The organism is Emticicia sp. W12TSBA100-4, assembly GCF_040253585.1.
Taxonomy (GTDB): domain Bacteria; phylum Bacteroidota; class Bacteroidia; order Cytophagales; family Spirosomataceae; genus Emticicia.
The window spans coordinates 82,900-107,742 of the sequence record NZ_JBELAU010000015.1 but is presented as its reverse complement, the minus strand read 5'-3'; the positions used below and the strand labels follow the sequence as shown (position 1 = coordinate 107,742).

General features: G+C 37.1%; 21 protein-coding genes. All 21 read left to right on the top strand.

The features are described 5' to 3' along the window. Positions 1-260: 260 nt before the first annotated feature. The gene (locus tag ABR854_RS21300; RefSeq protein WP_350267870.1) at positions 261-1,508 is read left to right on the top strand and encodes a c-type cytochrome; all 1,248 of its coding nucleotides are present in this window, start codon (positions 261-263) and stop codon (positions 1,506-1,508) included. Positions 1,509-1,579: 71 nt separating this feature from the next. Further along, positions 1,580-4,660 (top strand): TAT-variant-translocated molybdopterin oxidoreductase, encoded by a 3,081-nt coding sequence (locus ABR854_RS21295; protein ID WP_350267869.1) that lies wholly within the window; start codon positions 1,580-1,582, stop codon positions 4,658-4,660. 64 nt (positions 4,661-4,724) lie between these two features. After that, positions 4,725-6,104, top strand: coding sequence for an NrfD/PsrC family molybdoenzyme membrane anchor subunit (gene nrfD, locus ABR854_RS21290; protein WP_350267868.1), 1,380 nt, complete (start codon positions 4,725-4,727; stop codon positions 6,102-6,104). A 28-nt stretch (positions 6,105-6,132) separates the two neighbouring features. After that, a complete protein-coding gene (locus tag ABR854_RS21285; RefSeq protein WP_064197660.1) occupies positions 6,133-6,654 on the top strand; it encodes a DUF3341 domain-containing protein in 522 nt (173 codons plus the stop codon). 34 nt (positions 6,655-6,688) lie between these two features. After that, positions 6,689-7,303 (top strand): c-type cytochrome, encoded by a 615-nt coding sequence (locus ABR854_RS21280; RefSeq protein ID WP_350267867.1) that lies wholly within the window; start codon positions 6,689-6,691, stop codon positions 7,301-7,303. 109 nt (positions 7,304-7,412) lie between these two features. Then, positions 7,413-8,750: a quinol:cytochrome C oxidoreductase gene (locus ABR854_RS21275; protein WP_350267865.1), complete on the top strand. Its 1,338-nt coding sequence runs from the start codon at positions 7,413-7,415 to the stop codon at positions 8,748-8,750. A 78-nt stretch (positions 8,751-8,828) separates the two neighbouring features. Next, complete coding sequence (locus ABR854_RS21270; RefSeq protein ID WP_350267864.1) at positions 8,829-9,962, top strand: cytochrome c oxidase subunit II; 1,134 nt, start codon at positions 8,829-8,831, stop codon at positions 9,960-9,962. Between the two features lie 36 nt (positions 9,963-9,998). Beyond that, positions 9,999-11,879, top strand: a complete 1,881-nt coding sequence (locus tag ABR854_RS21265) for a cytochrome c oxidase subunit I (protein ID WP_350267863.1) — start codon at positions 9,999-10,001, stop codon at positions 11,877-11,879. 33 nt (positions 11,880-11,912) lie between these two features. Next, complete coding sequence (locus ABR854_RS21260; protein ID WP_350267862.1) at positions 11,913-12,917, top strand: COX15/CtaA family protein; 1,005 nt, start codon at positions 11,913-11,915, stop codon at positions 12,915-12,917. Continuing rightward, positions 12,918-13,799 carry a heme o synthase gene (cyoE, locus tag ABR854_RS21255; protein ID WP_064197666.1) on the top strand — a complete coding sequence of 294 codons (882 nt, stop codon included), beginning with the start codon at positions 12,918-12,920 and terminating at the stop codon, positions 13,797-13,799. Between the two features lie 56 nt (positions 13,800-13,855). Further along, entirely contained in the window at positions 13,856-14,464 is a 609-nt protein-coding gene (locus ABR854_RS21250; RefSeq protein ID WP_350267860.1) for a cytochrome c oxidase subunit 3, read from the top strand. An 80-nt stretch (positions 14,465-14,544) separates the two neighbouring features. Beyond that, complete coding sequence (locus tag ABR854_RS21245) at positions 14,545-15,291, top strand: cytochrome c oxidase subunit 3 (RefSeq protein WP_350267859.1); 747 nt, start codon at positions 14,545-14,547, stop codon at positions 15,289-15,291. Between the two features lie 54 nt (positions 15,292-15,345). Then, positions 15,346-15,678, top strand: coding sequence for a cytochrome C oxidase subunit IV family protein (locus ABR854_RS21240; protein WP_064197669.1), 333 nt, complete (start codon positions 15,346-15,348; stop codon positions 15,676-15,678). A 3-nt stretch (positions 15,679-15,681) separates the two neighbouring features. Continuing rightward, positions 15,682-16,377, top strand: a complete 696-nt coding sequence (locus ABR854_RS21235; RefSeq protein WP_350267858.1) for an SCO family protein — start codon at positions 15,682-15,684, stop codon at positions 16,375-16,377. Positions 16,378-16,435: 58 nt separating this feature from the next. Continuing rightward, entirely contained in the window at positions 16,436-16,975 is a 540-nt protein-coding gene (locus ABR854_RS21230; protein ID WP_350267857.1) for a DUF420 domain-containing protein, read from the top strand. Positions 16,976-16,992: 17 nt separating this feature from the next. Beyond that, positions 16,993-17,238, top strand: coding sequence for a CAMCR motif-containing small membrane protein (locus ABR854_RS21225; protein WP_350267856.1), 246 nt, complete (start codon positions 16,993-16,995; stop codon positions 17,236-17,238). 207 nt (positions 17,239-17,445) lie between these two features. Further along, positions 17,446-19,638 carry a DUF5916 domain-containing protein gene (locus ABR854_RS21220; RefSeq protein WP_350267855.1) on the top strand — a complete coding sequence of 731 codons (2,193 nt, stop codon included), beginning with the start codon at positions 17,446-17,448 and terminating at the stop codon, positions 19,636-19,638. 61 nt (positions 19,639-19,699) lie between these two features. Further along, entirely contained in the window at positions 19,700-20,581 is an 882-nt protein-coding gene (locus tag ABR854_RS21215; protein WP_350267854.1) for a glycerophosphodiester phosphodiesterase family protein, read from the top strand. 107 nt (positions 20,582-20,688) lie between these two features. Continuing rightward, entirely contained in the window at positions 20,689-22,215 is a 1,527-nt protein-coding gene (locus ABR854_RS21210) for a GH3 auxin-responsive promoter family protein (protein WP_350267853.1), read from the top strand. Between the two features lie 54 nt (positions 22,216-22,269). After that, on the top strand, positions 22,270-23,124 hold the full coding sequence (locus tag ABR854_RS21205) for a fumarylacetoacetate hydrolase family protein (RefSeq protein ID WP_350267852.1): 855 nt from the start codon (positions 22,270-22,272) through the stop codon (positions 23,122-23,124). Between the two features lie 126 nt (positions 23,125-23,250). Further along, positions 23,251-24,711, top strand: coding sequence for a S41 family peptidase (locus tag ABR854_RS21200; protein WP_350267851.1), 1,461 nt, complete (start codon positions 23,251-23,253; stop codon positions 24,709-24,711). Positions 24,712-24,843 lie beyond the last annotated feature (132 nt).

Sequence of the window (24,843 nt, the reverse complement as noted above, 5' to 3'; positions counted from 1 at the left end):
TTTTCAACACAACATAAAGTGTATCCGTTCCACATAAACGAATATTCTTGCTAAAATACCATTCCATAGTCATCTATATACGTTGATTATGGAATGGTTTTTTGTTGTAAATAGCTTATAGTCAATCTTTTACGGTGTTATTTAAAATAATTCTAAATTGCTAAGAGCTATAAAAAAAATAACAAAACCTATTTGATAGAAAACAATAGTAGCGTAGTTTTGCAGTCTGAAAAAGTAGGAATACTACATTATATATAAATATGATTCGTAAATTTTATAAGTCAATTTTAGCTCTTGCTGTTGCTGTAAGCATTTCCATTGGTCATGTAGCGGCACAAGATAGTACATCTACTGCAGCCGCAGCACCTGCTGGTGGCGGAGATGTTGCAAAAGGAGAAGAGTTGTATAAAAACAACTGTGCTCAGTGTCACGCCACTTCAGCAGAAGTTGTTGTTGGACCTGGTTTGGCAGGTATCGAAGACCGTCGAGACTATGCTTGGTTGAAAAAATGGATTAATAATCCAATGGGTGTAATTGCAAGTGGCGATAAATATGCTAACGAGCTTTACGAAAAGTATAACAAAACCCAAATGACTGCTTTCGGTGCATTTGGAGATGATGAAGTAAAAGCAATTTTAGCTTATATCAAATCTGCTAATGCGGCTCCTGCTCCAACGCCAGGTACTGGAGGTCCAGTTACAGCTACTCCAACGCAAGATACAGGTGGTGGTAAATTTATCAATGTTATTTTAGTAGCATTGTTAGTTATTATGGGGCTTGTTTTGGTAGCTTTGCTTGGTATCTTACAATTATTAAACAAATTGTCGGGTGCAGAAGCAGGTTCATCAGAGGCTTCGCTTTCATTTGGAGAAAAACTTCAAGCAAGCTTCAAAAACATTGCAGCAAATAAAACTGTTCGTTCGGCAATCGTTTGGGCATTTATCTTACTTGCAACGAAAGCTACTTTTGATGGTATGTACGGAATTGGTGTTCACCAAGGATACGCTCCAAAGCAACCAATCGCCTTCTCTCACAAATTGCACGCAGGCGAAATGAAAATCAATTGTGCGTACTGCCACACAGGTGTATATAAAGGAAAACAATCAGGTATTCCTTCGGCAAACATCTGTATGAACTGCCACAATGCTATCAAGCGTGAGTCTCCAGAAATCCAAAAGATTTATACGGCAATCGAAACTAATAAGCCAATTGAATGGGTACGTGTACACAACTTACCAGACTTAGCTTATTTCAACCACGCACAACACACAAACGTTGGTGGTTTAGAGTGTAAAAACTGTCACGGCGAAATTGAGAAGATGGAAGTTGTTCAACAACGCTCTACGCTTACGATGGGCTGGTGTATTGATTGTCACCGTAAGTCAGAAGTGAATGGCAAAGACAATGGTTATTACACAAAATTGATGGAAGCTCACAGTGCAGTAAGCAAAGGAGCAATGAAAGTGCAGGATAACGGTGGTTTAGAGTGTGCTAAATGCCATTATTAATACCCCAGTTTAATAAAAGGAAATTAAGTTTTTACAGAAAAAAATAAAGTCCCTTCGGGATTTAGGGTTATATGGAAAACACTAATAAAAAATATTGGAAAGGGGTTGAGGAGTTGAAAAACGACATTGGGTTTGTAAAAAATGCCAATCGTGAATTTAATTTAGATGACATCGATACTGTCGAACCAACTCACCGCCGTGACTTCTTGAAAGTGTTAGGCTTTAGTGTGGCAGCAGTATCATTGGCTGCTTGCGACGCTCCAGTTCGTAAGGCTATCCCTTACTTAAATAAACCAGAGAGTGTAGAGCCAGGTATTCCAAACTGGTACGCATCTACTTATTCAGAAGGCGGTGATTATTGCAGTATCTTAGTAAAAACACGTGAAGGTCGTCCTGTTAAAATAGAAGGAAATAAACTTTCATCTATTACAAAAGGTGCTGTAAACGCCAGAGTACATGCTTCAGTATTGAGCTTGTATGACAACGAAAAATTGAAAGCACCTAAAAAGGGTAGTTCAGATATAAAATGGGAAGAATTAGATAAGGAAGTTATCGCAGCACTTGCTAAAGGTGGAAACATCCGTATCGTAACAAATACAATTCTTTCTCCAACAACTAAGAAAGTAATTGCAGATTTTGCCGCAAAATACCCAACCGCTAAACACATAACGTATGATGCAAATTCATCTTACGCTATTGTACAAGCCAATGCTGAGTCTTTCGGTCAAGCAGTTATTCCTTCTTACGATTTCAGTAAGGCAAATGTTATTGTTGGTATCAATGCCGATTTCTTAGGAACTTGGATTGCTCCAAATACATTTGCTGGTCAATGGGCTGTTACTCGTAAATTGAGAAGCGGTAAAAATGGCAAAAACACAATGTCTCGTCACTACCAATTTGAAACTGGTTTGACAATCACAGGTGCTTCGGCCGATTACAGAGGGATGATTAAGCCTTCACAAGAAGGTGCTGTTGCCATCGCATTATACAATAAAATAGCTGCCGCTTTAGGTGGAAAAGCTGTTTCTGGTACTGCGGTTGAAACACAAAATTTAGATAAGTGTGCGAAAGACCTTATCGCTGCCAAAGGTGCTGCTTTAGTAGTATCTGGCTCAAACAACCCAGCCGTACAAACAATTGTTAATGCTATCAACAGTTTACTCGGTAGCTACGGTACAACGATTGATTTAGGCACTCCAGTAAATTACCGTCAAGGTAATGATGCTGAAATGACAGCTTTTATCAACGAAGTGAAAGGTGGACAAGTAAGTACTGCAATTTTCTTATCTAATCCAGTTTATGACCACGCAAGAGGTGCTGAATTAGGAGAAGCATTATCGAAAGTTGCAACTACAATCTCATTCGCTGACCGTGCAGACGAAACAGCTTCAAAATGTAAATATATCGCTCCAGCTCCTCACTATTTAGAGTCATGGAATGATGCAGAACCTAAAAAAGGTTTCTACTCTCTTACACAGCCAACAATCTCTTTGATTTTCGATACTCGTCAACCACAATCAAGCTTATTGACTTGGGCTGGTTTGAACGCTGATTATCACGCTTACTTAAAATCAAATTGGAGTAAAAATATTCTTAGCGGAAAATCTTGGGTACAAGCACTACACGATGGTATTTATGAGCCAGCAGTTGGTACAATAGCATCAAGTGCAAGCTTTGCAGGAAATGTTGATGCAGCCGCTGCTTCAATTGCTCAAGTAAAAGGTGCAGGTATTGAGGTTTCTATCTTCGAATCGGTAGCAATCGGTACAGGTTTGCAAGCAAATAATCCTTGGTTGCAAGAAATGCCAGACCCAATTTCTAAAGTTACTTGGGAAAACGTAGTCGCAGTTTCACAAAAAACTGCTAATGAATTAGGTATTGCTCAAGGCGACATCGTAAATTTGACAGTAGGTGGCAAAAAAGTTGTAGGTACAAGTACAGATTTAGAAGGTGGAATCCCTGTTTTGATTCAACCTGGCCAAACAAACGGTACAATCTCAATAGCTTTAGGTTATGGCCGTACTGCTGCTGGAAAATCTGGAAATACAGGAGCAAATGTTTATCCTTTAGTTGCCAATGGGCAATATTGGGCAAACGATGTAAAAATCGAAAAAATAAAAGACGGATATACACTCGCTCAAACACAAACTCAAAATACAATCATGGGCCGTACGGCTGTTGTACAAGAGTCAGTTTTGGGTGAATATGTAAAAGATGTGAAAGCTGGACGTTTCGAGCCAAAAATCGGAACTTCAGAAGGTGAAAAAGCACCTTACCAAATCACACTTTGGAATGGTCACGAAAAGAAAAACCATAGCTGGGGAATGGTTATCGACTTGAATAGCTGTACAGGTTGTGGTTCTTGTTTGGTAAGTTGCCAAGCTGAAAATAACGTGGCAGTAGTTGGTAAAGCTGAGGTTGCTCGTGCAAGAGAGATGCACTGGATTCGTATCGACCGTTATTATAGCTCAGAAATGGGTCATGATGAGGCTTTAGCAGAAAAAGGTATCATCGGTGGTTACAGAGAATTAGAAATTGCTGCTGAGAACCCAGAGGTTGTATTCCAACCAATGATGTGTCAGCACTGTTCAAACGCTCCTTGTGAAACGGTTTGTCCAGTATTGGCAACTACTCACAGCTCTGAAGGTTTAAATCAAATGACTTATAACCGTTGTATCGGTACTCGTTATTGTGCCAACAACTGTCCATATAAAGTACGTCGTTTCAATTGGTTCAAATATTTTGAAAACGATAATTTCGATTATCACATGAATAGCGACTTAGGTCGTATGGTGTTAAATCCAGACGTAACAGTTCGTTCACGTGGTGTTATTGAGAAGTGTTCAATGTGCGTTCAACGTATCCAAGCTGGTAAGTTAACAGCGAAAAAAGAGCGTCGTCGCCCAGTAGATGGAGAAATCCAAACAGCTTGTTCACAATCATGTCCAACAAATGCAATCACATTTGGCGATATGCTTGATGCAGAATCAGAAGTATCAAAAATCTTAGCTGTTGAGAAAGAAGGCCGTGCTTTCCACGTTTTGGAAGAAATCAACGTTCAACCACAAATGAACTACTTGACGAAAATCCGTAACAAAGATGGCGTTGCAAAAGCAGCTCACGCTGAAAAGAAAGAAGCACATCATTCATAATTAGAAGGTTTGCTTTGCAGTTTAAATAGAAAATTAAAAATAAATATCTCAAAAGAATAAAACTATGCACGTAGTTTCACCAATAAGAGAAACTTTAGTACTTAATGGTAAGTCTTACCACGATGTGACTGAAGATATTTGTAAGCAGGTTGAGGGAAAACCAACCAAAGAATGGAAAATCGTTTTCGGAATTTCAGTGTTAGTACTCCTTTATGGTGCTGCTTGGGTATTCTGGACATGGTGGGAAGGTCTTGGAGTTTGGGGTCTTAACAAAACAGTAGGTTGGGCGTGGGATATCACCAACTTCGTATGGTGGGTAGGTATTGGTCACGCCGGTACGCTTATCTCTGCGGTATTATTATTATTCCGTCAGAAATGGAGAACATCAATCAACCGTGCCGCTGAAGCGATGACAATCTTTGCCGTTATTTGTGCAGCTTCATTTATCGTAATGCACATGGGTCGCCCTTGGTTAGCTTATTTTGCCCTTCCATTGCCAAATACTTTTGGTTCATTATGGGTAAACTTTAACTCTCCATTGGTTTGGGACGTTTTTGCAATCTCGACATATTTCTCAGTATCATGTTTATTCTGGTACATTGGTTTAATTCCAGATTTAGCAACTATCCGTGACCGTGCAACTGGTACTCGTAAGAAAGTTTACGGTGCATTAGCCATCGGCTGGACAGGTGGAGCAAGAGCTTGGGCAAGATACGAAGATGTTTCTTTGATTTTGGCTGGTTTATCAACACCACTTGTACTTTCAGTACACACAATCGTATCTTTTGACTTTGCTACGTCAGTTATTCCTGGCTGGCACACAACAATCTTCCCTCCGTATTTCGTTGCGGGTGCTATCTTCTCTGGTTTTGCAATGGTTCAAAACTTGATGTTGGTAACAAGAGTTGTTTACAAAATGGAAGATTACGTGACACTTGAGCATATCTCTTTGATGAATAAAATCATCACTTTAACAGGTTCAGTTGTAGGTATTGCTTATATCACAGAGTTTTTTATTGCAGCTTATTCTGGTGTAGAATACGAACAGTATGCTTTCATTAATCGTGCTACTGGTCCACTTTGGTGGTCATACTGGGCGATGATGACTTGTAACGTACTTTCTCCGCAATTATTCTGGTTCAAGAAAGTTCGTGAAAACATCCTTGTTTCTTTCGTAATGGCTGTTGTTGTAAATATCGGTATGTGGTTTGAACGTTTTGTAATCATCGTGACATCATTGCACCGTGATTATTTACCATCAAGCTGGACATATTTTACTCCTCGTATGGGTGATATTTCTGACTATATTTTCTCTTTCGGATTCTTCTTTACAGCGTTTTTCTTATTTGCTAAGTTCTTACCAGTTATCAACATGGCAGAGGTAAAATCAGTATTGAAATCATCTTCTGAGAAATACCCAGAAAAGAAAAAAACAACGGTTTAATAAAGACTTTTTTAACCATTCATTAAAAATGGCAGATAGCAAATATTTAGTAGGAGTTTTTGACGATGGCGATGAGTTACTTCACGCAGTCGAAGACATAAGACACCAAGGTGTTAAAATTCATGAAGCATATACACCTTTTGCCGTACACGGTCTTGACAGAGCGTTAGGTTATAGCTTCCCAAGAATGGGCGTTGCCGCTTTCTTATTCGGTATCACGGGTACATGTTGTGCTTTATTGCTCACGTTTTGGACAATGGGTGTTGATTGGCCAATCAATGTTGGTGGAAAAAACTTTTTCCCATTTCCAACAAACATTCCAATTGTATTTGAGCTTACTGTGCTTTTGGCAGCGTTTGGTATGTCATTTACATTTTTCTTTATGGAGGATTTAGGCCCAACAGCAAAGCCAATCATATTTGATGTTAGAAGTACTGATGATAAATTTGTAGTAGCAATTGACCTTGCAAAAAATAAGTTATCAGAGACTGAAATTTCAAAATTATTGAAAGAATCAGGTGCTTCAGAAGTAAATGTGAAAGAAGTATAACATTTATCTGTTTATCAATTCAAAGAATTTAAAAATGAAGGTTTCATTCAAAAATATTTCGCTTGCATTATCAATCGCAACTTTCTCAACGGTTGTATTGACATCTTGTAACGATAATAATAGTACTGGTTGGGAGTTTGCTCCTAACATGTACAACTCTCGTGCATACGAACCGTTGTCGCAATGGCGTGAAAATAACATTAATGCAGATGGTAAAAATATGCGTTCACCAGTTGCAGGAACAGTTGCTCGTGCTAATTATCAAACATCATTCTTGCAAGATGATAGTACAGTTGTAAACGATTTGATGGTCTATAATTTACCGAAAGATAGTATTGCAGTAGCAGAGGTTTCGTTGAAAAACCCTATTCCGTGGTCTGAAAAGGCTGAAGAAGAAGGAAAAGTTTTATACGAAAGAAACTGTTTACATTGTCATGGAGAAAAAGGTGCTGGCGATGGTGCAGTTGGTAAAGTGTATAAAGGTGTACCAAACTATGCATCGGATGCCTACAAAAATATGAACGACGGTCATATTTACCACGTAATTACTCATGGAAAAGGTCGTATGTGGTCTCATGCTTCACAGGTAAATCCAGAGGAGCGTTGGAAAATTGTACATTACGTACACAGATTGCAATTAGGTAACTAATATTATAAATGCTATCCACTTAAATGGTGGAAAACCCTTCTCGGGGCTAAGTATAAAGATATTTCATTTATTAACACCCTTTAAGTATAAGGGTTCAAATTTAAAGAAAATGGCTCACAATACTCACGAAATTCCTTCTACAGAAGAAAGATTTGAGTTTAAATCTGAAACCAAACGCAATCTAATCATTGCAGCATTGATAGGTGTTGCGTTAGTAGCAATTGGTTCATTCTTACTATCAAAAGGCTGGTCAATTGGTGTTTGGGAATCGCATGGTGGCGAACACGCCGCTGCAGGACACGAAGCTGCAGGTCATTCAGAGCATGGTGGCGAACACGGTGCAACTTTGTTTGCAAGAATTATTGCAAATATTTGGATGAATAGTGTTTACTTCCTTGGAATTTCAGTAGTTGGAGCATTTTTTATTGCTTATAACTATATTGCTAAAGCAGGTTGGTCTTCATCAATCAAACGTGTAGCTGAAGCAATGCCATCATTTGTAATTGTTCCAGGGGTTATTTTAATCATTTTAATGGCTCTTCCATCAACTCGTCACATTGTAATGCACTGGACGCATGATGGTATAATGGACCCAGCAAGTGAACATTATGATAAAATTATTGCTGGAAAAGCATGGTATTTGAACTTACCTTTTTACTTCATACGCTTAATTGCTTATGTGGTCGTATGGTACTTTGGTTGGAAAGCTATCCGTAAATACTCGCTTTTAGAAGATGAAATGGGTGGTTTAGAAAACTATTACAAAGGCCGTAATGCTTCAAAACTTTTTATGGTGTTCTTCGCTGTGACAGCATCAACTTCGGCTTGGGATTTATCAATGGTAATTGATACACACTGGTTCTCAACAATGTTTGGTTGGTATCACTTGGCAAGCTGGCACGTTGCTGGTTTAGCAACAATGATGTTAATTATCTTGTTATTGAAAGACCAAGGATACTTGCAAATTGTTAATGAAAGCCATTTACACGATTTAGGAAAATTCATTTTCGGTTTTTCTGTATTCTGGACTTATGTGTGGTTCTCGCAATATTTGTTAATATTTTATGCTAACTTACCAGAAGAAACAATTTATTTCCGTGAGCGTTTCACAGGTTTTCAAGGTAGATATTGGTGGCCATTCCACATTAGTTTGCTACTAAACTTCTTCTTCCCATTCTTGATTTTAATGGCAAGAAATTCAAAAAGAAGACCAACGTTCTTGAAATTAGGTAGTGTTTCTGTTATCATTGGTCACTGGTTTGATTTTTACCAAATGCACATGCCAGGTATTGCTAAAGACCAAGGTGGCATTGGTATTATTGAGTGGGGAACTACTCTAACTTTTGCATCTTTATTTATTTATTTTGTTGCAAATGAACTTTCTAAAGCAAACCTTTATCCAAAAAATCACCCATTCTTAGAAGAAAGTATGCACCACGATATTTAATTTTAAAACAATTTCGTTGAACATTCTTTTTTATATACAAGGGTTTAAAGTATTCAAACTTGTAAATTATTTAGTAACATGACATTATTGATTGTAGCTTTAGCAATTGTGTTTATTGTTCTTACCATCTTGGTAATTTCAAAAACACAAACTCTCTTAAAGGGAGTAAAGGGTGATTCAGAACAAAATGATGAAATGGCAGATAGTGCAAATAATATTAATGCTATTGGTCTATTTGTTTTCTGGATTTTGAGTGTTATTGGTATTTTTTGGTCATTTATTTATGCTAAAAAGGACTTTTTGATGGCATTTGGAGATATTCCATCGGCATCATCTGTACACGGAAAAGAAACTGATTTTTGGTTTTGGTTTGGAATGGCTGTTGTAACGGCTTCGTTTTTGATAGTTAACTCAGTTTTATTTTATTTCCCATTGAAGTATCGCTACAATAAAAATAGAGTAGCTCATTTCTACCCGCATAATAATACACTTGAAATTGTTTGGACTTTAATTCCTGCAGTTGTTATGGCTGCCTTAGTATTTACAGGTTTGAAAGTTTGGAATAAAGTTATGTCAGAAGCTCCAAAAGATGCTGAAGTGATAGAAATTATGGGAAAACAATTCGGATGGCAGGTTAGATATGGTGGCGTTGATAATGGTAAATTAGGAAACTATAACTATAAACTAATTGATGATGCCGCTGGTAACGAGTTTGGTATTGACTTTACTGATGAAAATTCATTTGATGACTTTACAAATAGTTCAGAATTGCACATTCCAAAAGGAAAACCAGTATTGTTGAAAATCAGAGCAAGAGATGTATTGCATAGTGTATTTATCCCTCACATGAGAGTTAAAATGGATGCTGTACCAGGTATGCCTACAAAGTTTTGGTTTATAGCAGATAAAAGTACTGCTGATATGCAAGGAGAATTAGGTAATCCTGACTTCAAATATGAGATTGCATGTACAGAGGTTTGTGGAAGAAGTCACTTCGCAATGAAGTTAATCTTAGTTGTTGACGAACCAGCAGATTATGAAAAATGGAAAAAAGAGCAAAAATCATTGTTAGCAAGTAAGCCAGAGTTTTTAGAGAAAGTTCCAGCAAGTTTGAAAGCTAAAGCAATGAAATATCTCCCATCTGAAGCTGCTCCTGACAGTACAACAGCATCATTGGGAACAAGTTTGCCGACAGTTACATCATTAAGATAAAATTCAATCTAAATTATTTAAACTAATAATATAAACATGGCAGCAGTAGCACACGCAGATACTCATGTTCACGGACATGATGAAGCACATGAGCATCACGAGCCACAGAGTTTTATAAAGAAATATATATTCTCTGAGGACCATAAAGTAATTGCCAAGCAATACTTGATTTCGGGTATCGTATGGGCTTTAATTGGTGGTTTTTTATCATTGGTATTCCGTTTACAATTAGGATACCCTGGCATTGATTTGGGTTGGTTAAAACCAATTTTAGGTGAGAGATGGTTTGATGAAGCAGGTAAGTTAGATCCTAATTATTATATTGCTTTGGTTACAATGCACGGAACTATCATGGTATTCTTTGTATTGACTGCAGGTTTGAGTGGTACATTCTCTAACTTCTTGATTCCGCTTCAAATTGGAGCAAGAGATATGGCATCAGGGTTTATCAATATGTTATCGTATTGGTTGTTCTTCTTGTCAAGTGTAATCATGTTCTGTTCATTGTTTGTTCAAGATGGCCCTGCTGGTGGTGGTTGGGTTGTATATCCACCATTGAGTGCTTTGCCAGATGCAGCACCAGGTTCAGGTACGGGTATGACAATGTGGTTAATTAGTATGGCAATCTTCATTATGTCAAGTTTATTGGGTAGTATCAATTATGTAACTACTGTAATCAACTTACGTACCAGAGGTATGACTTTTGATAAAATGCCTCTAACAATTTGGGCGTTTACATTTACCGCTATCTTAGGTATTTTGTCATTCCCTGTATTATTGTCTGCCGCATTATTATTGATTTTTGACCGTAGTTTTGGCACAAGTTTCTATTTGTCAGATATCTATATCAACGGACAAGCACTTCCTAATCAAGGTGGTAGCCCAATTTTGTTCCAACACTTATTCTGGTTCTTAGGTCACCCTGAAGTTTACATCGTTATCTTGCCTGCATTGGGTATGACATCTGAAATTATTGCTACAAATGCAAGAAAACCAATCTTTGGTTATAAAGCGATGATTTTCTCAATGTTGGGTATCATGTTCTTAGCCTTTATCGTATGGGCTCACCATATGTTTATGACAGGTATGAATCCTTTCTTAGGTTCAGTATTTACACTTTTAACCTTGATTATTGCAGTCCCATCTGCGGTGAAGGGCTTTAACTATATTACTACATTATGGAGAGGTAATATCATCTTTACTCCTGCGATGTTGTTCTCAATTGGTTTAGTTTCATTCTTTGTTTCAGGTGGTGTAACTGGTATCATTTTAGGTAATAGTGCATTAGATATTCAATTACACGATACATATTTTGTAGTTGCTCACTTCCACCTTGTAATGGGTTCTGCTGCATTCTTCGGAATGGTTGCAGGTGTTTATCACTGGTTCCCAAAGATGTTTGGTAGAATGATGAATAGTACATTAGGATATATTCATTTCTGGATTACATTCATCGGTGCTTATATGGTATTTTTCCCTCAGCACTACTTGGGTATTGCTGGTTTCCCAAGAAGATATTATGCTTACACAGGATTTGATTTTACAAATAAATACCAAGATTTAGCACAGGTAAGTACAATTGCTGCAATTGTTGTATTTGCTGCAAATATTATCTTCTTATTTAACTTCTTTTATTCGATTTTCTGGGGTAAAAAAGCAACTCAAAACCCATGGAAATCAAATACTTTGGAGTGGACAACACCTGTAAATGTTGGTCATGGTAACTGGGAAGGAGAAATTCCTGCTGTTTATCGTTGGCCTTATGATTACAGCAAGCCAGGTTCTGATGTTGATTTTATTCCTCAGAATATTCCTTTCTCAGCTACACCAGAATCAAACTTCCCGTATGAGAATGAATTGATTAAAGAAGAGAAAGAAATCGAAGGAATTAAGTTTGATTACAGTATTCCAGATTGATAAAAATTACTAACGATTCACAACTCTAAAGTTGTGAATCGTTGTCTCAAACCAATTATGACTCACGGCAAAGTATTTAGAAAGCTCGGTTTTTGGACAGTTGGTGCGATTTACTTTCTTATTTTAGTCGGTGGAATTGTAAGAGCAACTGGCTCGGGAATGGGTTGTCCAGACTGGCCTAAGTGTTTTGGGACTTGGATACCACCAACGGATATTTCGCAATTACCGAGTAATTATAAGGAAATTTACGGTGCAAAGCTCAAGGGAGAAGTTGAGTTTAATGCCATTAAGACTTGGATTGAATATGTAAACCGTTTAGTAGGGGTTGCGATTGGTTTTTTAGTTTTTGGAACATTTGTGAGTTCGCTCATTAGTTTCAGAAAAAAAGACAAAACAATTGTCTTTCTAAGTTTGCTGGCAACGATTTTAGTAGCATTTGAAGGATGGCTCGGCTCGAAAGTTGTTTCGAGTGAACTTCACCCAGTAATGATTACATTACACATGATTCTATCAGTAATTATTGTGTTTATATTATTATATGCGGTGGCTCGTTCTTTCAATTATGTTATTGAAGTTGAAGACGTAGCGGATAAAAGTTCTTTGAGTTTTTTGGTATCAGCAGCAATTTTTCTTACTATCGGACAAGTGCTTCTTGGTACACAGGTTAGAGAGGTTGTGGATCAAGTAGCCAGTGTAATAGGAGATGCTCTTAGATCAGAATGGGTGGCTAATTTAGGTGGTAAATTCCAAATGCACGCCTTTTTCTCGATAGTTATTGTCATTATTAATTTATTAATTTATTACAGAATTAATAAATCAATCAATGAAAAAGGTTTATTATCAAAATTTTCAAATTGGTTGTTAATCACCATTGGAATTGAACTTATTTCAGGCCTTTCGTTGGCCTACTTAGGCTTTCCCAGACTAATGCAACCAATTCACTTAACGCTTGGAACCTTAGCAATAGGCATCCAATTCGTTATCTTTTTATTTCTTAATAAAGAAAGAGTATTCCGAAGCAATGCTTCACAAGTATAAATGAATTTAACTGTAACAGAAAATATCTTTGCTCAGAAGTTAAAGGCTTTCTACGAACTAACCAAATTCAGGTTATCAGCTACGGTTGTTTTCTCTTCAGCGATTGGCTTTACTTTGGCAGCTGATAAAATTGATTGGTTAAGGTTGGTATTATTTTCGATAGCAGCTTTTGCAACGACAGCAGCAGCAAATATCATCAATCAAATCATTGAAAAAGACCTTGATAAATTGATGACTCGCACAGAAAATCGCCCGCTTCCAAGTGGGAGGTTATCGGTAAAGGAAGCGGCAATTTTTGGGTGGGTAATGGCTGCGATTGCAATGTATATTTTGTTCTATGAATTTAATTACAAAGCGGGGCTTTTAGCACTTTTATCAATGATTTTATACGGGTTCGTATATACACCTTTGAAGAGGGTTGGGCCAGTAGCGGTTGCAGTGGGTGCGTTACCAGGAGCATTCCCTCCGATGATTGGTTGGGTGGCATCTGTTAACCATTTTGGCCTTGAACCAGGTATTCTATTTGCAATACAGTTCTTTTGGCAATTTCCACATTTTTGGGCAATTGCTTGGGTATTGGATGATGATTATAGCAAAGCAGGATTTAAGCTTTTGCCATCAAGTGGTGGACAGAACCTAAATTCAGCTATTCAGATAATGATTTACACGCTATTTCTACTGCCACTTTGCTGGGTTCCATTTTATTTGGGCATGACAGGTATCAATTCGGCAGTAGTAGCAATGGTGTTTGGTGTGTTGTTTTTAGCACAAACATTTCATTTAATGCGTAGAGTTGACCGAAAGGCGGCTCTGCAATTAATGTTCGGTTCTTTTATTTATTTACCAGTTGTGCAAATTGCCTATTTACTGGATAAATTATAGTACCACCTTTATTTACCTAAAATAATGCTTAGGTAAATGATTCAACGACAAACTTTATGAGTAATAAATTAAATAAAAGTAAAACCTCTACTGCAACTGTAGGTGTACAAGAGCCAGCTCAAGTACTATCAGTAAATAAGTGGAAGTTTATAATTTGGCTCTTTATTATCACAATCGTGATGTTATTTGCTTCTCAAACAAGTGCATATTTAGTAAGAAGAGCAGAAGGGAACTGGGCAGAATTTGAAATTCCGACAATCTTTTGGATTAGTACTCTGATTTTGGTAATTAGTAGTGCTACAATGCATTTATCTTTGAAAGCGGCTAAGAGCAATGATAATACTAAACTTAAAACATTTGTGGCTGTCACAACTATTTTAGGGCTTGTGTTCTTGGCGATGCAATACTTGGGTTGGCAGAATTTACAACAGCAAGGTGTATTCTTGAAAGGAAATCCTTCAGGTTCTTTCTTTTATATTTTTACGGGCTTACACATGGCTCACTTAGTTCTCGGACTTGGAATTCTGATAGCAACCTTTTTAATGGCTTTCAGAATGAAATTAAATGCCGATAATACCATTTTAGTTGAAGTTTGTGCTACTTCTTGGCACTTCTTAGACATACTTTGGATATATTTGTTTGTATTTTTATTGTATTTTAGATAATATTCACTTTTTGACTATTTTTGGGTCAAAATTAATTGAAACTGTTAACCAAAGCGGTAAACCGCTAATAATTGTAAGCTATGGCAAGTGCAAATACCTCTACGACCGCAGAACACTTAATTTGGAAGGGTGGCGTACAACCAATGAAAGTTGGCTATGGAAAATTGATGATGTGGATTTTCTTATTATCCGATACATTTACTTTTTCTGCTTTATTGATTTCATACGGTTTAGTTCGTTATAGTTTCCCAACATTTGAAGGTTTACGTAAAAACTTTGAAGCCTCTAATACTTGGTGGCCAGTTCCTGAAAGAGTTTTTGAAGCCGTTCCTTTCTTACATGGAGTTCATGCTCCGTTGGTTTTTGTAGGTATCATGACCTTTATTTTGATTATGAGTTCTGTTACGATGGTATTAGCTGTGGAAGCGGGTCATCGTCGTGATAAAGCTGATGTTGAGAAATACATGCTTTGGACAATACTTGGTGGTTTTGCATTCTTGAGTTCACAAGCATGGGAGTGGGGACACTTCATTCACGGAACAGAGCATGGTCTTACATTGGCCGATGGAACAAAGATTTTTGGAGCGAACCTCGTGCAAAACGAATATGGCCCAGCAGCATTTGCTGACTTCTTTTTCTTCATTACTGGTTTCCACGGAACGCACGTATTTTCGGGCGTAGTTTTGAATATCTTGATATTCTATAACACAGCCAATGGTGTTTATGAAAAACGTGGTCATTATGATATGGTTGAGAAAGTAGGTTTATACTGGCACTTTGTAGATTTAGTATGGGTGTTTGTATTTACATTCTTCTACCTTGTATAGTTAGAACCCGAACTCTTTTTTAATAAAATTAGAAAGTCTTAAAATTATTTTACAATGGCTCAGCATTCTGAAAATACCGAAAAATTACCAGCACAAACCAAAGAAATTTGGAGAACTTTCTGGATTTTGTTAGGCATCACGGCACTCGAATTCTTAATTGCATTCGTTGTTGATGCAGATACTTATAAATGGACAAAAGTTGGTATCTTTATTATTCTTACAATCGTTAAAGCATATTATATCGTAGGTATATTTATGCACTTAAAACACGAAGTGAAATCATTGATTTGGACAGTAGTTCTACCATGTATTTTTGTGGTTTGGCTTATCGTAGCATTGATTGTAGAAGGTGGATACATTGGTTTGGAGAGATTATTATTCAAATAAATAATGCAAAATAAATCATTCAAAGTCGGAATACTAATAGCCATATTAGCTGTTCCGACTTTTATTTTTGTTTTTCTCAAAATGTTTGGGCAAAACTATTATTCATTACCCTATCTCATGCCCGAATTGGATGAGACAGGTCAAATTGTGATGAAAGGGCCTGATACTGTTTTTCATCAGATACCTAAGTACGAATTGATTGACCAAAAAGGTAATAAGTTTAACTCTGAGAATGTAAAAGGCAAAATTTATATTGCTGACTTTTTCTTTACTCGTTGCGGAACAATCTGTCCTAAACTCTCAAATAGTTTATCAAGAGTACAAAGTATTTTTTCAGCCGACTCGAATGTGGTAATTGTCTCTCACAGTGTTGACCCAAAGCACGATTCGTCGGCAGTTTTGCAAAAATATGCTCAGAAATATGATGCAAAATACGGCAAATGGTACTTTTTAACTGGAGATAAGAAAACAATCTACGATTTAGCGATAAAAGGTTATAAACTGCCAGTAGCCGATGCTTCCGAATATGATAATAAAATCAAGTCGATTGATGAAACATTTATTCATTCGGAGAAGTTACTATTAATAGATAAAGAAGGATACATTAGAGGCATTTACGACGGAACATATTCTCCGGATGTAGAGCGTTTAATTGGTGAAGTGAAGGTTTTGACTGAGATTTATAAGTCAAAAAAGTAGCTTCATAACACTCCAATTATCTTTTATTGTGTGCCTATTATTTTTCAAATAATTAAAGATGAAAGAAGTAAGAGTTAAGCAGGATAAGATTTCGATGACATTAATAAATGTTGTGTCGATAGCAGTGCCATTAGTCGTGGCAATTTTGTTAGGAATAAGACAAAAGGTAGATTTGGGAGCGTGGACGAAAGTACTTCCACATGTGATTGGTGGAATAAACACATTAACTTCAATTTCATTGATTTATGGTTTGTTTTTAATCAAACAAAAACAAATTGAGCGTCATAGAAAAGTAATGACTTTAGCATTTTTGCTGGGTGGGGTGTTTTTAGTTTGTTATGTGCTTTATCACTTGACCAATCCATCAACGAGCTATGGTGGCGAAGGTTTTGTTAGATATTTTTATTATTTTATCCTCATAAGTCATATTTTATTATCCTTGGTTGTATTACCTTTGGTTTTGAGAGCATACTTTTTTGCTTGGATAGGAGAATATGAATTGCATCGTAAATTGACAAAATACGCCTTTCCAATTTGGCTCTATGTGTCGATAACGGGGGTAGTCGCTTATTTGATGATAGAACCATATTATGTTTAAATTTTAATGATACGATTATGAAAAGAATTGTGGCATTTTTTATAATATTTTTATTAAGTCAAACATTGACTTTTGCACAGTGTGCGATGTGCCGTGCTTCAGTAGGAAGTAATTTGAGTGAAGGGCGTGGAGTTATCGGTACTGGAATTAATGATGGAATTTTATTAATGTTGGTATTTACATATCTTTCTGTGCCGACTGTTATTTATGTGTGGTTCAAAACAGCAAGAAAAGAAATGCGTTTGAAAATGGGACAACAGTAAATTGAAAATTTTATGAATAAAGAGCGATTATTAGGTTTAAACCTGATAGTCGCTTTTTATTTATTTTAAAATTTGAACTTTCACTTTTTCGATTTTTGGAATCAAATAAACTTTGTCGCTATTTTTAGCCATTTGGGCGTATTAACAAATAAAAAGTACAGAAAAAACGTAATTTTGTTATAGACAAAACTACATTCTAAACTTACAATGCTCAAAAACCTATTAACTTCCTTTCTTTTACTCAATTCTCTCTTCTCTTTTGCCCAAAGTAAAAACGAAAAAGTAGAATATCGTATTCGTCGTGCTACTTCTCCATTAAAAATTGATGGAATTGTTGATGAAAAAGCATGGGCTGAAGCTCAACTGGCCACTGATTTCTATCAAGTTTTACCGATGGATACAAGCTATGCAAAAGTGCGTACTGATGTAAAAATGACCTATGATGATAAAAATCTTTATGTGGTTTTTATCAATTATGATAAACTACCTGGACCGTACATGGTGGAATCTTTGAAACGAGATTTTAATTTCGGAAAAAATGATAACGATTTATTGTTTCTTGATACTTTTGATGACCAAACGAATGGTTTTTCGTTCGGAGCAAATGCGATGGGGGCTCAGTGGGATGGATTGATGTTTAATGGAAGTAATATTAGTTTGACTTGGGAGAATAAATGGACTTCGGAAGTAAAGTACGATGATGAAAAATGGGTTTGGGAATGTGCGATTCCATTTAAAACACTTCGATATAAAAAAGGAATCAAACGTTGGGGTGTAAATTTTAGTCGATTAGACCTCAAAACTACCGAAAAATCGGCTTGGGCTCCAGTTCCACGCCAATTTCCTACTGCTTCATTAGCTTATACAGCTTCATTGATTTGGGACGAAGAGCCACCAACTGCGTCTTCAAATATTTCAATCATTCCATATATCTTGGGTGGCGTATCTCGGAATCAAGAAAAGAAACTTCCAACTGATTATAGAGGAGATATTGGTTTTGATGCGAAAGTTGGACTTACATCATCATTAAATCTTGATTTAACAGTAAACCCCGATTTTTCACAAGTTGAAGTTGATCAACAACAAACAAATCTCGACCGTTTTGAGTTATTTTTCCCAGAAAGAAGGCAGTTTTTCTTAGAAAATGGCGATTTATTTGCCAATTTCGGTTATCAGACCTTACGTCCGTTTTTTTCGAGAAGAATCGGTTTGAATACTCCAATAAAATTTGGAGCAAGAGTAAGCGGAAAACTCAACAAAGACTGGCGAATTGGTTTGATGGATATGCAAACGGGAAAAAGCGATGCTGTTTCAAACGCTCAAAATTTTGGTGTAATTGCTTTGCAACGCAGGGTTTTTGCTCGCTCAAATATTGCGGTCATGTTTGTTAATAAGCAATTGCTTGATTATCAGTCAGTCGTCGATAAAGCTACTGTGAAAGAGTACAACCGAAATTTGGCCATCGAATATAATTTGCTTTCGCAAAACAACGCTTGGACGGGCAAATTGATGTATTTCAAATCGTTTAGCCCCAATACCCAAAAAGACGATGGTGTTTTTGCTGGAAATATTTTGTACACCAACAAAAGGCTAACCGCAGGAATTGAGTTTGAAAGTGTAGGAAGCAACTACACAGCTGAGGTTGGGTATGTTCCACGAATCAATTACGGAAAACTAAATCCACAAATTGGGTATTTATTTTTTCCAAAATCGAGACATATTCTAAGTCATGGCCCAACGGCAATGCTTACGCATTATTTCACCAAAGATTTTTCAAAGGAAACGGAAAACGAGAAATTTATTGCTTACCGTATCAATTTCCGCAAAACCAATACTTTAATGGCGTGGGTTGCACATAATTACGTGTATTTGCTCCGACCATTTGACCCCACAAACTTTGCTGGAGTATTCTTGAAGGAAGGCAGCGAACACAAATGGGACTCATTTGGCATAGATTATACATCAAAACCACAAGCGTTGCTGACTTATTCGGTTTCCTCTCGATATGGTGGTTATTATGCCAATGGCACAAGGCTACGTTTAAACGGTGAAGTTGGTTATCGTTTTCAGCCTTACGTAGCTATTACGATGAGTGCAAATTACAATCAATTAAACTTTAAATCAGAACCAGCTGTGCCGACAGATTTAGTCAATAAACAATTTAATTTTTGGTTGGTTGGCCCAAGAGTCGATGTGACTTTTACTAATAAACTGTTTTTTACTAACTTTTTCCAGTTCAATAATCAAAACAAAAACGTCAATCTCAACACACGTCTTCAATGGCGATATAGCCCAGCGTCTGACTTGTTTTTGGTTTATACGGATAATTATATTTCTGATACTTTTCAGGTGAGAAACCGTGCTTTGGTCTTGAAATTTACTTATTGGTGGAATGTTTAGAAAACAAAAACGTCGGCATGGCTTCGAGCTATACCGACGTTAAATTATAATAAGCAAAAACATGAAAACTTTACTATTTTTGATTTTTCCAATCTTAACTTTTGCACAAACCATGGAATTTGAGATACAAGGTCATCGAGGTAGTAGAGGGCTGATGCCCGAAAACACCATTCCTGCTTTCAAGAAAGCAATAGATTTAGGCGTACACACCTTAGAGTTAGATGTTGTAATCTCAAAAGATAAGAAAGTAGTGGTTTCACACGACCCTTTTTTCAATCCAAATTGCACGACTGACCCGAGTGGTAAATTTATCACAAAGGAAAATCAAGGTAATTTATACCAGCTTACTTACGAAGAAATCAAGAAATATGATGTTGGACTGAGAGGGAACAAAGATTATCCAGAGCAGCAAAAAATGGCGGTTTATAAGCCATTACTCGAAGACATGATTCGTGAAAGCGAAAAGTATGCAAAATCCAAGGGAGTAAAACCTTTGAAGTATAATATCGAAATCAAGAGTGAAGAAAAAGAATACGATATTTCGCAACCAAAAGTGGAAGAGTTTTCGGATTTGGTCTATAAAATTATTATCAAACAACTCCCACCCGAAAGAGTAACTTTACAAAGTTTCGATTATAACATTTTGAAATTTTGGCATAAACAAATCGAGCAGAAAAAATACAAACCAATAACATTATCGGCTTTAATTGAGCCATTCGATAATAATGACGTGAAATTTAATTTGGAAAAACTGGGCTTTAAACCGCAAATATGGAGTCCATATTTTGCCCAAGCTACCGAAAAACGAGTAAAAGAATTACACGAATTGGGCATAAAAGTGATTCCATGGACGGTAAATAAGCGAGAAGACATGGAAAAAGTAAAATCCGTTGGCTGTGATGGACTCATAACGGACTACCCAGATAGAGCGAAAGGTTTGTGAGATTCAGAAAAAAAGCCTAATTTTCCAAAGAATTTTGGAGTCACAAACTATTAAACTACAAACCCTAACTTGTGGTGTAAAAGAGTTTGGTGTTTTCAATCCACCAAATGAGCATGCTTAACGACATACTTAGTTTTTTTCTTAAACGTCGAATCGACCGCATTGAGCAATTTTTGCGAAACCCGATTGACACCCAGCATCGTATTTTCCACGATCTTATCGAAAATGCTCGATATACAGAGTGGGGGCTAAAATACGATTATAGCAGCATAGATACTATCAAAGATTTTCAGGAGAGAGTGCCAATCTCGACCTACGAAGAACTATACCCTTATATCGAACGTGTGCTGAAAGGCGAACAAAATGTACTTTGGGCGTCAGAAATTAAGTGGTTTTCAAAATCTTCTGGTACAACAAACTCACGCAGCAAATTTATTCCTGTTTCAGAAGAGTCGCTCGAAGACTGTCATTACCGAGGTGGTAAAGATATGATGACGCTCTACCTCAATAATCGTCCAGATGCCAAATTATACGAAGGAAAAGGCTTGTCAATTGGCGGAACACTCCACCCAAATCCATTCAATGCTAATACGCAAGCAGGGGATATTTCGGCAGTAATTACAAAAAATCTTCCAGCATGGGCTGACTTTATTCGCACGCCCCCAAGCGAAGTAGCATTGCTTGATAATTGGGAGGAAAAAATGGAGCAAATGATTCAGATTTGCACCCAAGAAAATGTAACCAGTATTTTGGGCGTACCGACCTGGACGGTCGTTCTGCTCGAAAATATTCTCGAACGAACAGGCAAAAAGAATATACTGGAAATTTGGCCAAACTTTGAGGTGTTTGTTCACGGAGCTGTGGCTTTTCAGCCTTATAGAGACCTTTTCCGAACAAAACTTTTTCCATCTGACCAAGTTACTTATCTCGAAACATACAACGCCTCAGAAGGCTTTTTTGCAATTCAGGATGAGCTTAGTAGGGTAGGAGAAATGCTACTCATGCTTGATTACGGTGTGTTCTATGAATTTATTCCGATGGAAGAATGGGACAAAGAACAACCTAAAACATTAACCCTTGAAGAGGTAGAATTGGATAAAAACTATGCCCTCGTAATCTCGACAAACGCAGGGCTTTGGCGATATAAAATTGGTGATACTGTAAAGTTCACATCAATCAACCCATATAGAATCAAAGTTAGTGGCCGAACTAAACACTTTATCAATGCTTTTGGCGAAGAAGTTGTTATAGAAAATGCAGATATGGCCATCACCGAAGCCTGTGCAGCTGCCAGTGCTACAATAGCAGATTATACAGCGGGGCCAGTTTACATGGGCGATGGCAGTAAAGGTTGCCACGAATGGATAATTGAGTGTTCTAAAAAACCTGAAAACGAAGCACTATTTATCGAAACTCTTGATAATTCGCTCCGAAAAGTAAACTCTGATTATGATGCCAAACGCTATAAAGATATGGCTTTACTATTACCAAAAGTACATTTTGTAGAAAACGGTACTTTCTATCAATGGATGTCGAAACGAGGAAAACTGGGCGGACAAAATAAAGTACCAAGACTAAGCAATTCGAGAGAATACCTCGATGATATATTGCTAATGGTCAGAGAATTAGCATGAAATAATTATTAGTTTAAATCGAAATAAAAATCCCCCTTTAGGGGTTAGGGGCTTATGAAACTATTCCGCTTTGGCGAACCAACCAACGAAAAAACAGGGGTGATTCTCTCCGATGGTAAAAAAATTGATGTATCGGCATTTGGCGAAGACTACAACGAAAATTTCTTTATGTCTGAAGGAATTTCGAGACTAAACAATTGGCTTGAATCAAACGCCGATAATTGCCCAGTTGTGGGCGATGACGTACGATTGGCTTCTTGTATCGCACGCCCATCAAAAATCATTTGTATTGGTCTTAATTATGCTAAGCACGCTGCTGAGTCTGGCATGGCTGTGCCAACTGAGCCAGTGGTGTTTTTCAAAGCCACAACTGCTCTTTGTGGGCCAAACGATGATGTGATTATTCCTAAAAACTCAGTAAAAACCGACTGGGAGGTTGAACTCGCCTTTGTAATTGGCAAAAAAGCAAGCTATGTAGAAAAAGAAGAAGCCATGAGCTACATTGCGGGCTACTGCTTGCACAATGATTATAGCGAGCGTGAGTTTCAGTTGGAGCGTGGCGGCCAATGGGTAAAAGGCAAAAGCTGCGATACATTCGCTCCGCTTGGGCCATTCATGGCAACTGCCGACGAGATTCCTAATCCGCATGATTTGCGTTTATGGCTTTCGCTCAATGGTGAAATGCTTCAAGACTCAAACACTGACGATATGATTTTTGATATTCCAACTATTTTGAGCTATCTAAGCCAATTTATGACGCTTCTTCCAGGCGATGTGATTTCTACTGGAACGCCAGCAGGTGTGGGTCTTGGCTTAAAACCACAGCGATACTTAGTGGCAGGTGATGTTGTTGAGTTGGGTATTGATAACCTCGGAATACAAAAACAAACGGCCGTAGCCTATCAGTAATTTTCAAGAAAAGTGCTTAAACGAGCCATATCTACATAAAAGATATGGCTCGTTTGTTTTTTTCGCAATAAAATATAGGCTTAGGCATGAAATTTGGTAGTTTTTAGGGAAATCGCAAACCCAGAAATGAAAACATATTTTTTAGCTATCAGCTTGATGATTAGTCAGTTAGGCTTTTCTCAACAAGAGTGTAAATGCTCGCAAAATTTTGATTTTGCCTATCAAAAAATCAAAGATAATTACGCAGGTTGGGACGATAAAATTACCGCCAAAAACCAGACAGAGTTTGAAAAACTGACTCAAGAAATTAAAACTAAGGCTCAGGGTATTACAGATGAAAAAGAGTGTTATTTTCACATTAAGAAATGGTTCGATTTCTTCAAAGACGGACACCTTTTTGTTACCCCGATTACTCCTTATAGCATAGAAGATGCTCCAGGAGTAGTTGCCGCCAGAGCTGCAAAGGTTACTCAACTTTCATTTAATGAGGTCAGTTTTACAGAATATTTGAAACAAAATAACGATAAACTACAATCAGTTGAGGGGATCTGGGAAAGTGATGATAAAGCTTATAAATTGGGGGTCGTAAAAGATAAAAATAATCCAAAGTTATTTGTCGGCTTTCTTCTAAACGACCGAAATGCCGCTTGGAAAGCAGGAAAAGCAAAGTTTGAAATGCTTCAAATTGCTCCTCAGAAATATATCACAACATACTATTACGCTGATTTTTCGAGTGAAAAGAATTTTACTCGTGAAGTGAAAAATTTCTTGGTGATTGAAAATATCTATAAATTCAATAAGCTATTTCCAATTCCAAAAGAAGAAGTAAATAATGATGACCTACTGCACAAAATAGCCGACTATCGTATCGAAAAGTTAGATGCAGAAACTGCTCTTATTGTTCTTCCTCCTTTTACTTTACCAAATGCACCAGAATTTGTCCAAGAGTTAGTGCAGAAAAATGAAGAAATTTTAAAGACTTCAGCTAATTTAATTATTGATATTCGTAATAATCCAGGTGGCGATGATGCTGCTTTTACGCCTCTTTTTCCGTACATAGGTACTGCTCCAATCGTGAGAAAAGGTGGGGTTTTTAGAGCGACTGACGAAAATATTATTTCGATTAAACACGAATTAGAAGCTATCGAAGACTTTCCGATTTATAAGGAACGTCTTGCTCCCAAATTGCAGACAGTTTTGCAAAAAATGGAAGCTAATAAAGGAAAATTTGTTACAGGTCCAGACAAAGAGTTTTCGGTATCAAACCCTTCAATTACGACTAAAAAAGTAGCTCTATTGGTCAATAAAAATACTGCAAGTACTGCCGAGCAATTTATTTTTGAGGCGAAACAAAGTCCAAAAACGATAGTTTTTGGTGAAAATACAAAAGGATTAGCCGATTATATTGAAGTCCGTGATTGGGGATTGCCGTGTTATGGTTGGAGAGTGGCTTTCTCTTTGGCAAAAAGCCATCGTTTGCCACAAAAACCGATTGATAATGTAGGTATTACCCCTGATGTAAAAATTACAGAAGCTGAAACAGATTGGGTAGAATTTGTAAGAAATCACTTAAAGAAATTGCAGTAGATACTATACGGTTGATAGTCGACAAGTCCACAGTAGTGTTTTTAGGTATGGGAAAATATTCGATTAATTAAAAATAAATGTGTAAGTTTTTTAATAAATGAATGGAAAATGCAACAAAAAAGCTCAATGAAA

Excerpts from the sequence above, each read along its gene's own strand:
- ABR854_RS21300 (WP_350267870.1), top strand. The coding sequence starts at position 261 with ATGATTCGTAAATTTTATAAGTCAATTTTAGCTCTTGCTGTTGCTGTA.
- ABR854_RS21295 (WP_350267869.1), top strand. The coding sequence starts at position 1,580 with ATGGAAAACACTAATAAAAAATATTGGAAAGGGGTTGAGGAGTTGAAA.
- nrfD (WP_350267868.1), top strand. The coding sequence starts at position 4,725 with ATGCACGTAGTTTCACCAATAAGAGAAACTTTAGTACTTAATGGTAAG.
- ABR854_RS21285 (WP_064197660.1), top strand. The coding sequence starts at position 6,133 with ATGGCAGATAGCAAATATTTAGTAGGAGTTTTTGACGATGGCGATGAG.
- ABR854_RS21280 (WP_350267867.1), top strand. The coding sequence starts at position 6,689 with ATGAAGGTTTCATTCAAAAATATTTCGCTTGCATTATCAATCGCAACT.
- ABR854_RS21275 (WP_350267865.1), top strand. The coding sequence starts at position 7,413 with ATGGCTCACAATACTCACGAAATTCCTTCTACAGAAGAAAGATTTGAG.
- ABR854_RS21270 (WP_350267864.1), top strand. The coding sequence starts at position 8,829 with ATGACATTATTGATTGTAGCTTTAGCAATTGTGTTTATTGTTCTTACC.
- ABR854_RS21265 (WP_350267863.1), top strand. The coding sequence starts at position 9,999 with ATGGCAGCAGTAGCACACGCAGATACTCATGTTCACGGACATGATGAA.
- cyoE (WP_064197666.1), top strand. The coding sequence starts at position 12,918 with ATGAATTTAACTGTAACAGAAAATATCTTTGCTCAGAAGTTAAAGGCT.
- ABR854_RS21250 (WP_350267860.1), top strand. The coding sequence starts at position 13,856 with ATGAGTAATAAATTAAATAAAAGTAAAACCTCTACTGCAACTGTAGGT.
- ABR854_RS21245 (WP_350267859.1), top strand. The coding sequence starts at position 14,545 with ATGGCAAGTGCAAATACCTCTACGACCGCAGAACACTTAATTTGGAAG.
- ABR854_RS21240 (WP_064197669.1), top strand. The coding sequence starts at position 15,346 with ATGGCTCAGCATTCTGAAAATACCGAAAAATTACCAGCACAAACCAAA.
- ABR854_RS21235 (WP_350267858.1), top strand. The coding sequence starts at position 15,682 with ATGCAAAATAAATCATTCAAAGTCGGAATACTAATAGCCATATTAGCT.
- ABR854_RS21230 (WP_350267857.1), top strand. The coding sequence starts at position 16,436 with ATGAAAGAAGTAAGAGTTAAGCAGGATAAGATTTCGATGACATTAATA.
- ABR854_RS21225 (WP_350267856.1), top strand. The coding sequence starts at position 16,993 with ATGAAAAGAATTGTGGCATTTTTTATAATATTTTTATTAAGTCAAACA.
- ABR854_RS21220 (WP_350267855.1), top strand. The coding sequence starts at position 17,446 with ATGCTCAAAAACCTATTAACTTCCTTTCTTTTACTCAATTCTCTCTTC.
- ABR854_RS21215 (WP_350267854.1), top strand. The coding sequence starts at position 19,700 with ATGAAAACTTTACTATTTTTGATTTTTCCAATCTTAACTTTTGCACAA.
- ABR854_RS21210 (WP_350267853.1), top strand. The coding sequence starts at position 20,689 with ATGAGCATGCTTAACGACATACTTAGTTTTTTTCTTAAACGTCGAATC.
- ABR854_RS21205 (WP_350267852.1), top strand. The coding sequence starts at position 22,270 with ATGAAACTATTCCGCTTTGGCGAACCAACCAACGAAAAAACAGGGGTG.
- ABR854_RS21200 (WP_350267851.1), top strand. The coding sequence starts at position 23,251 with ATGAAAACATATTTTTTAGCTATCAGCTTGATGATTAGTCAGTTAGGC.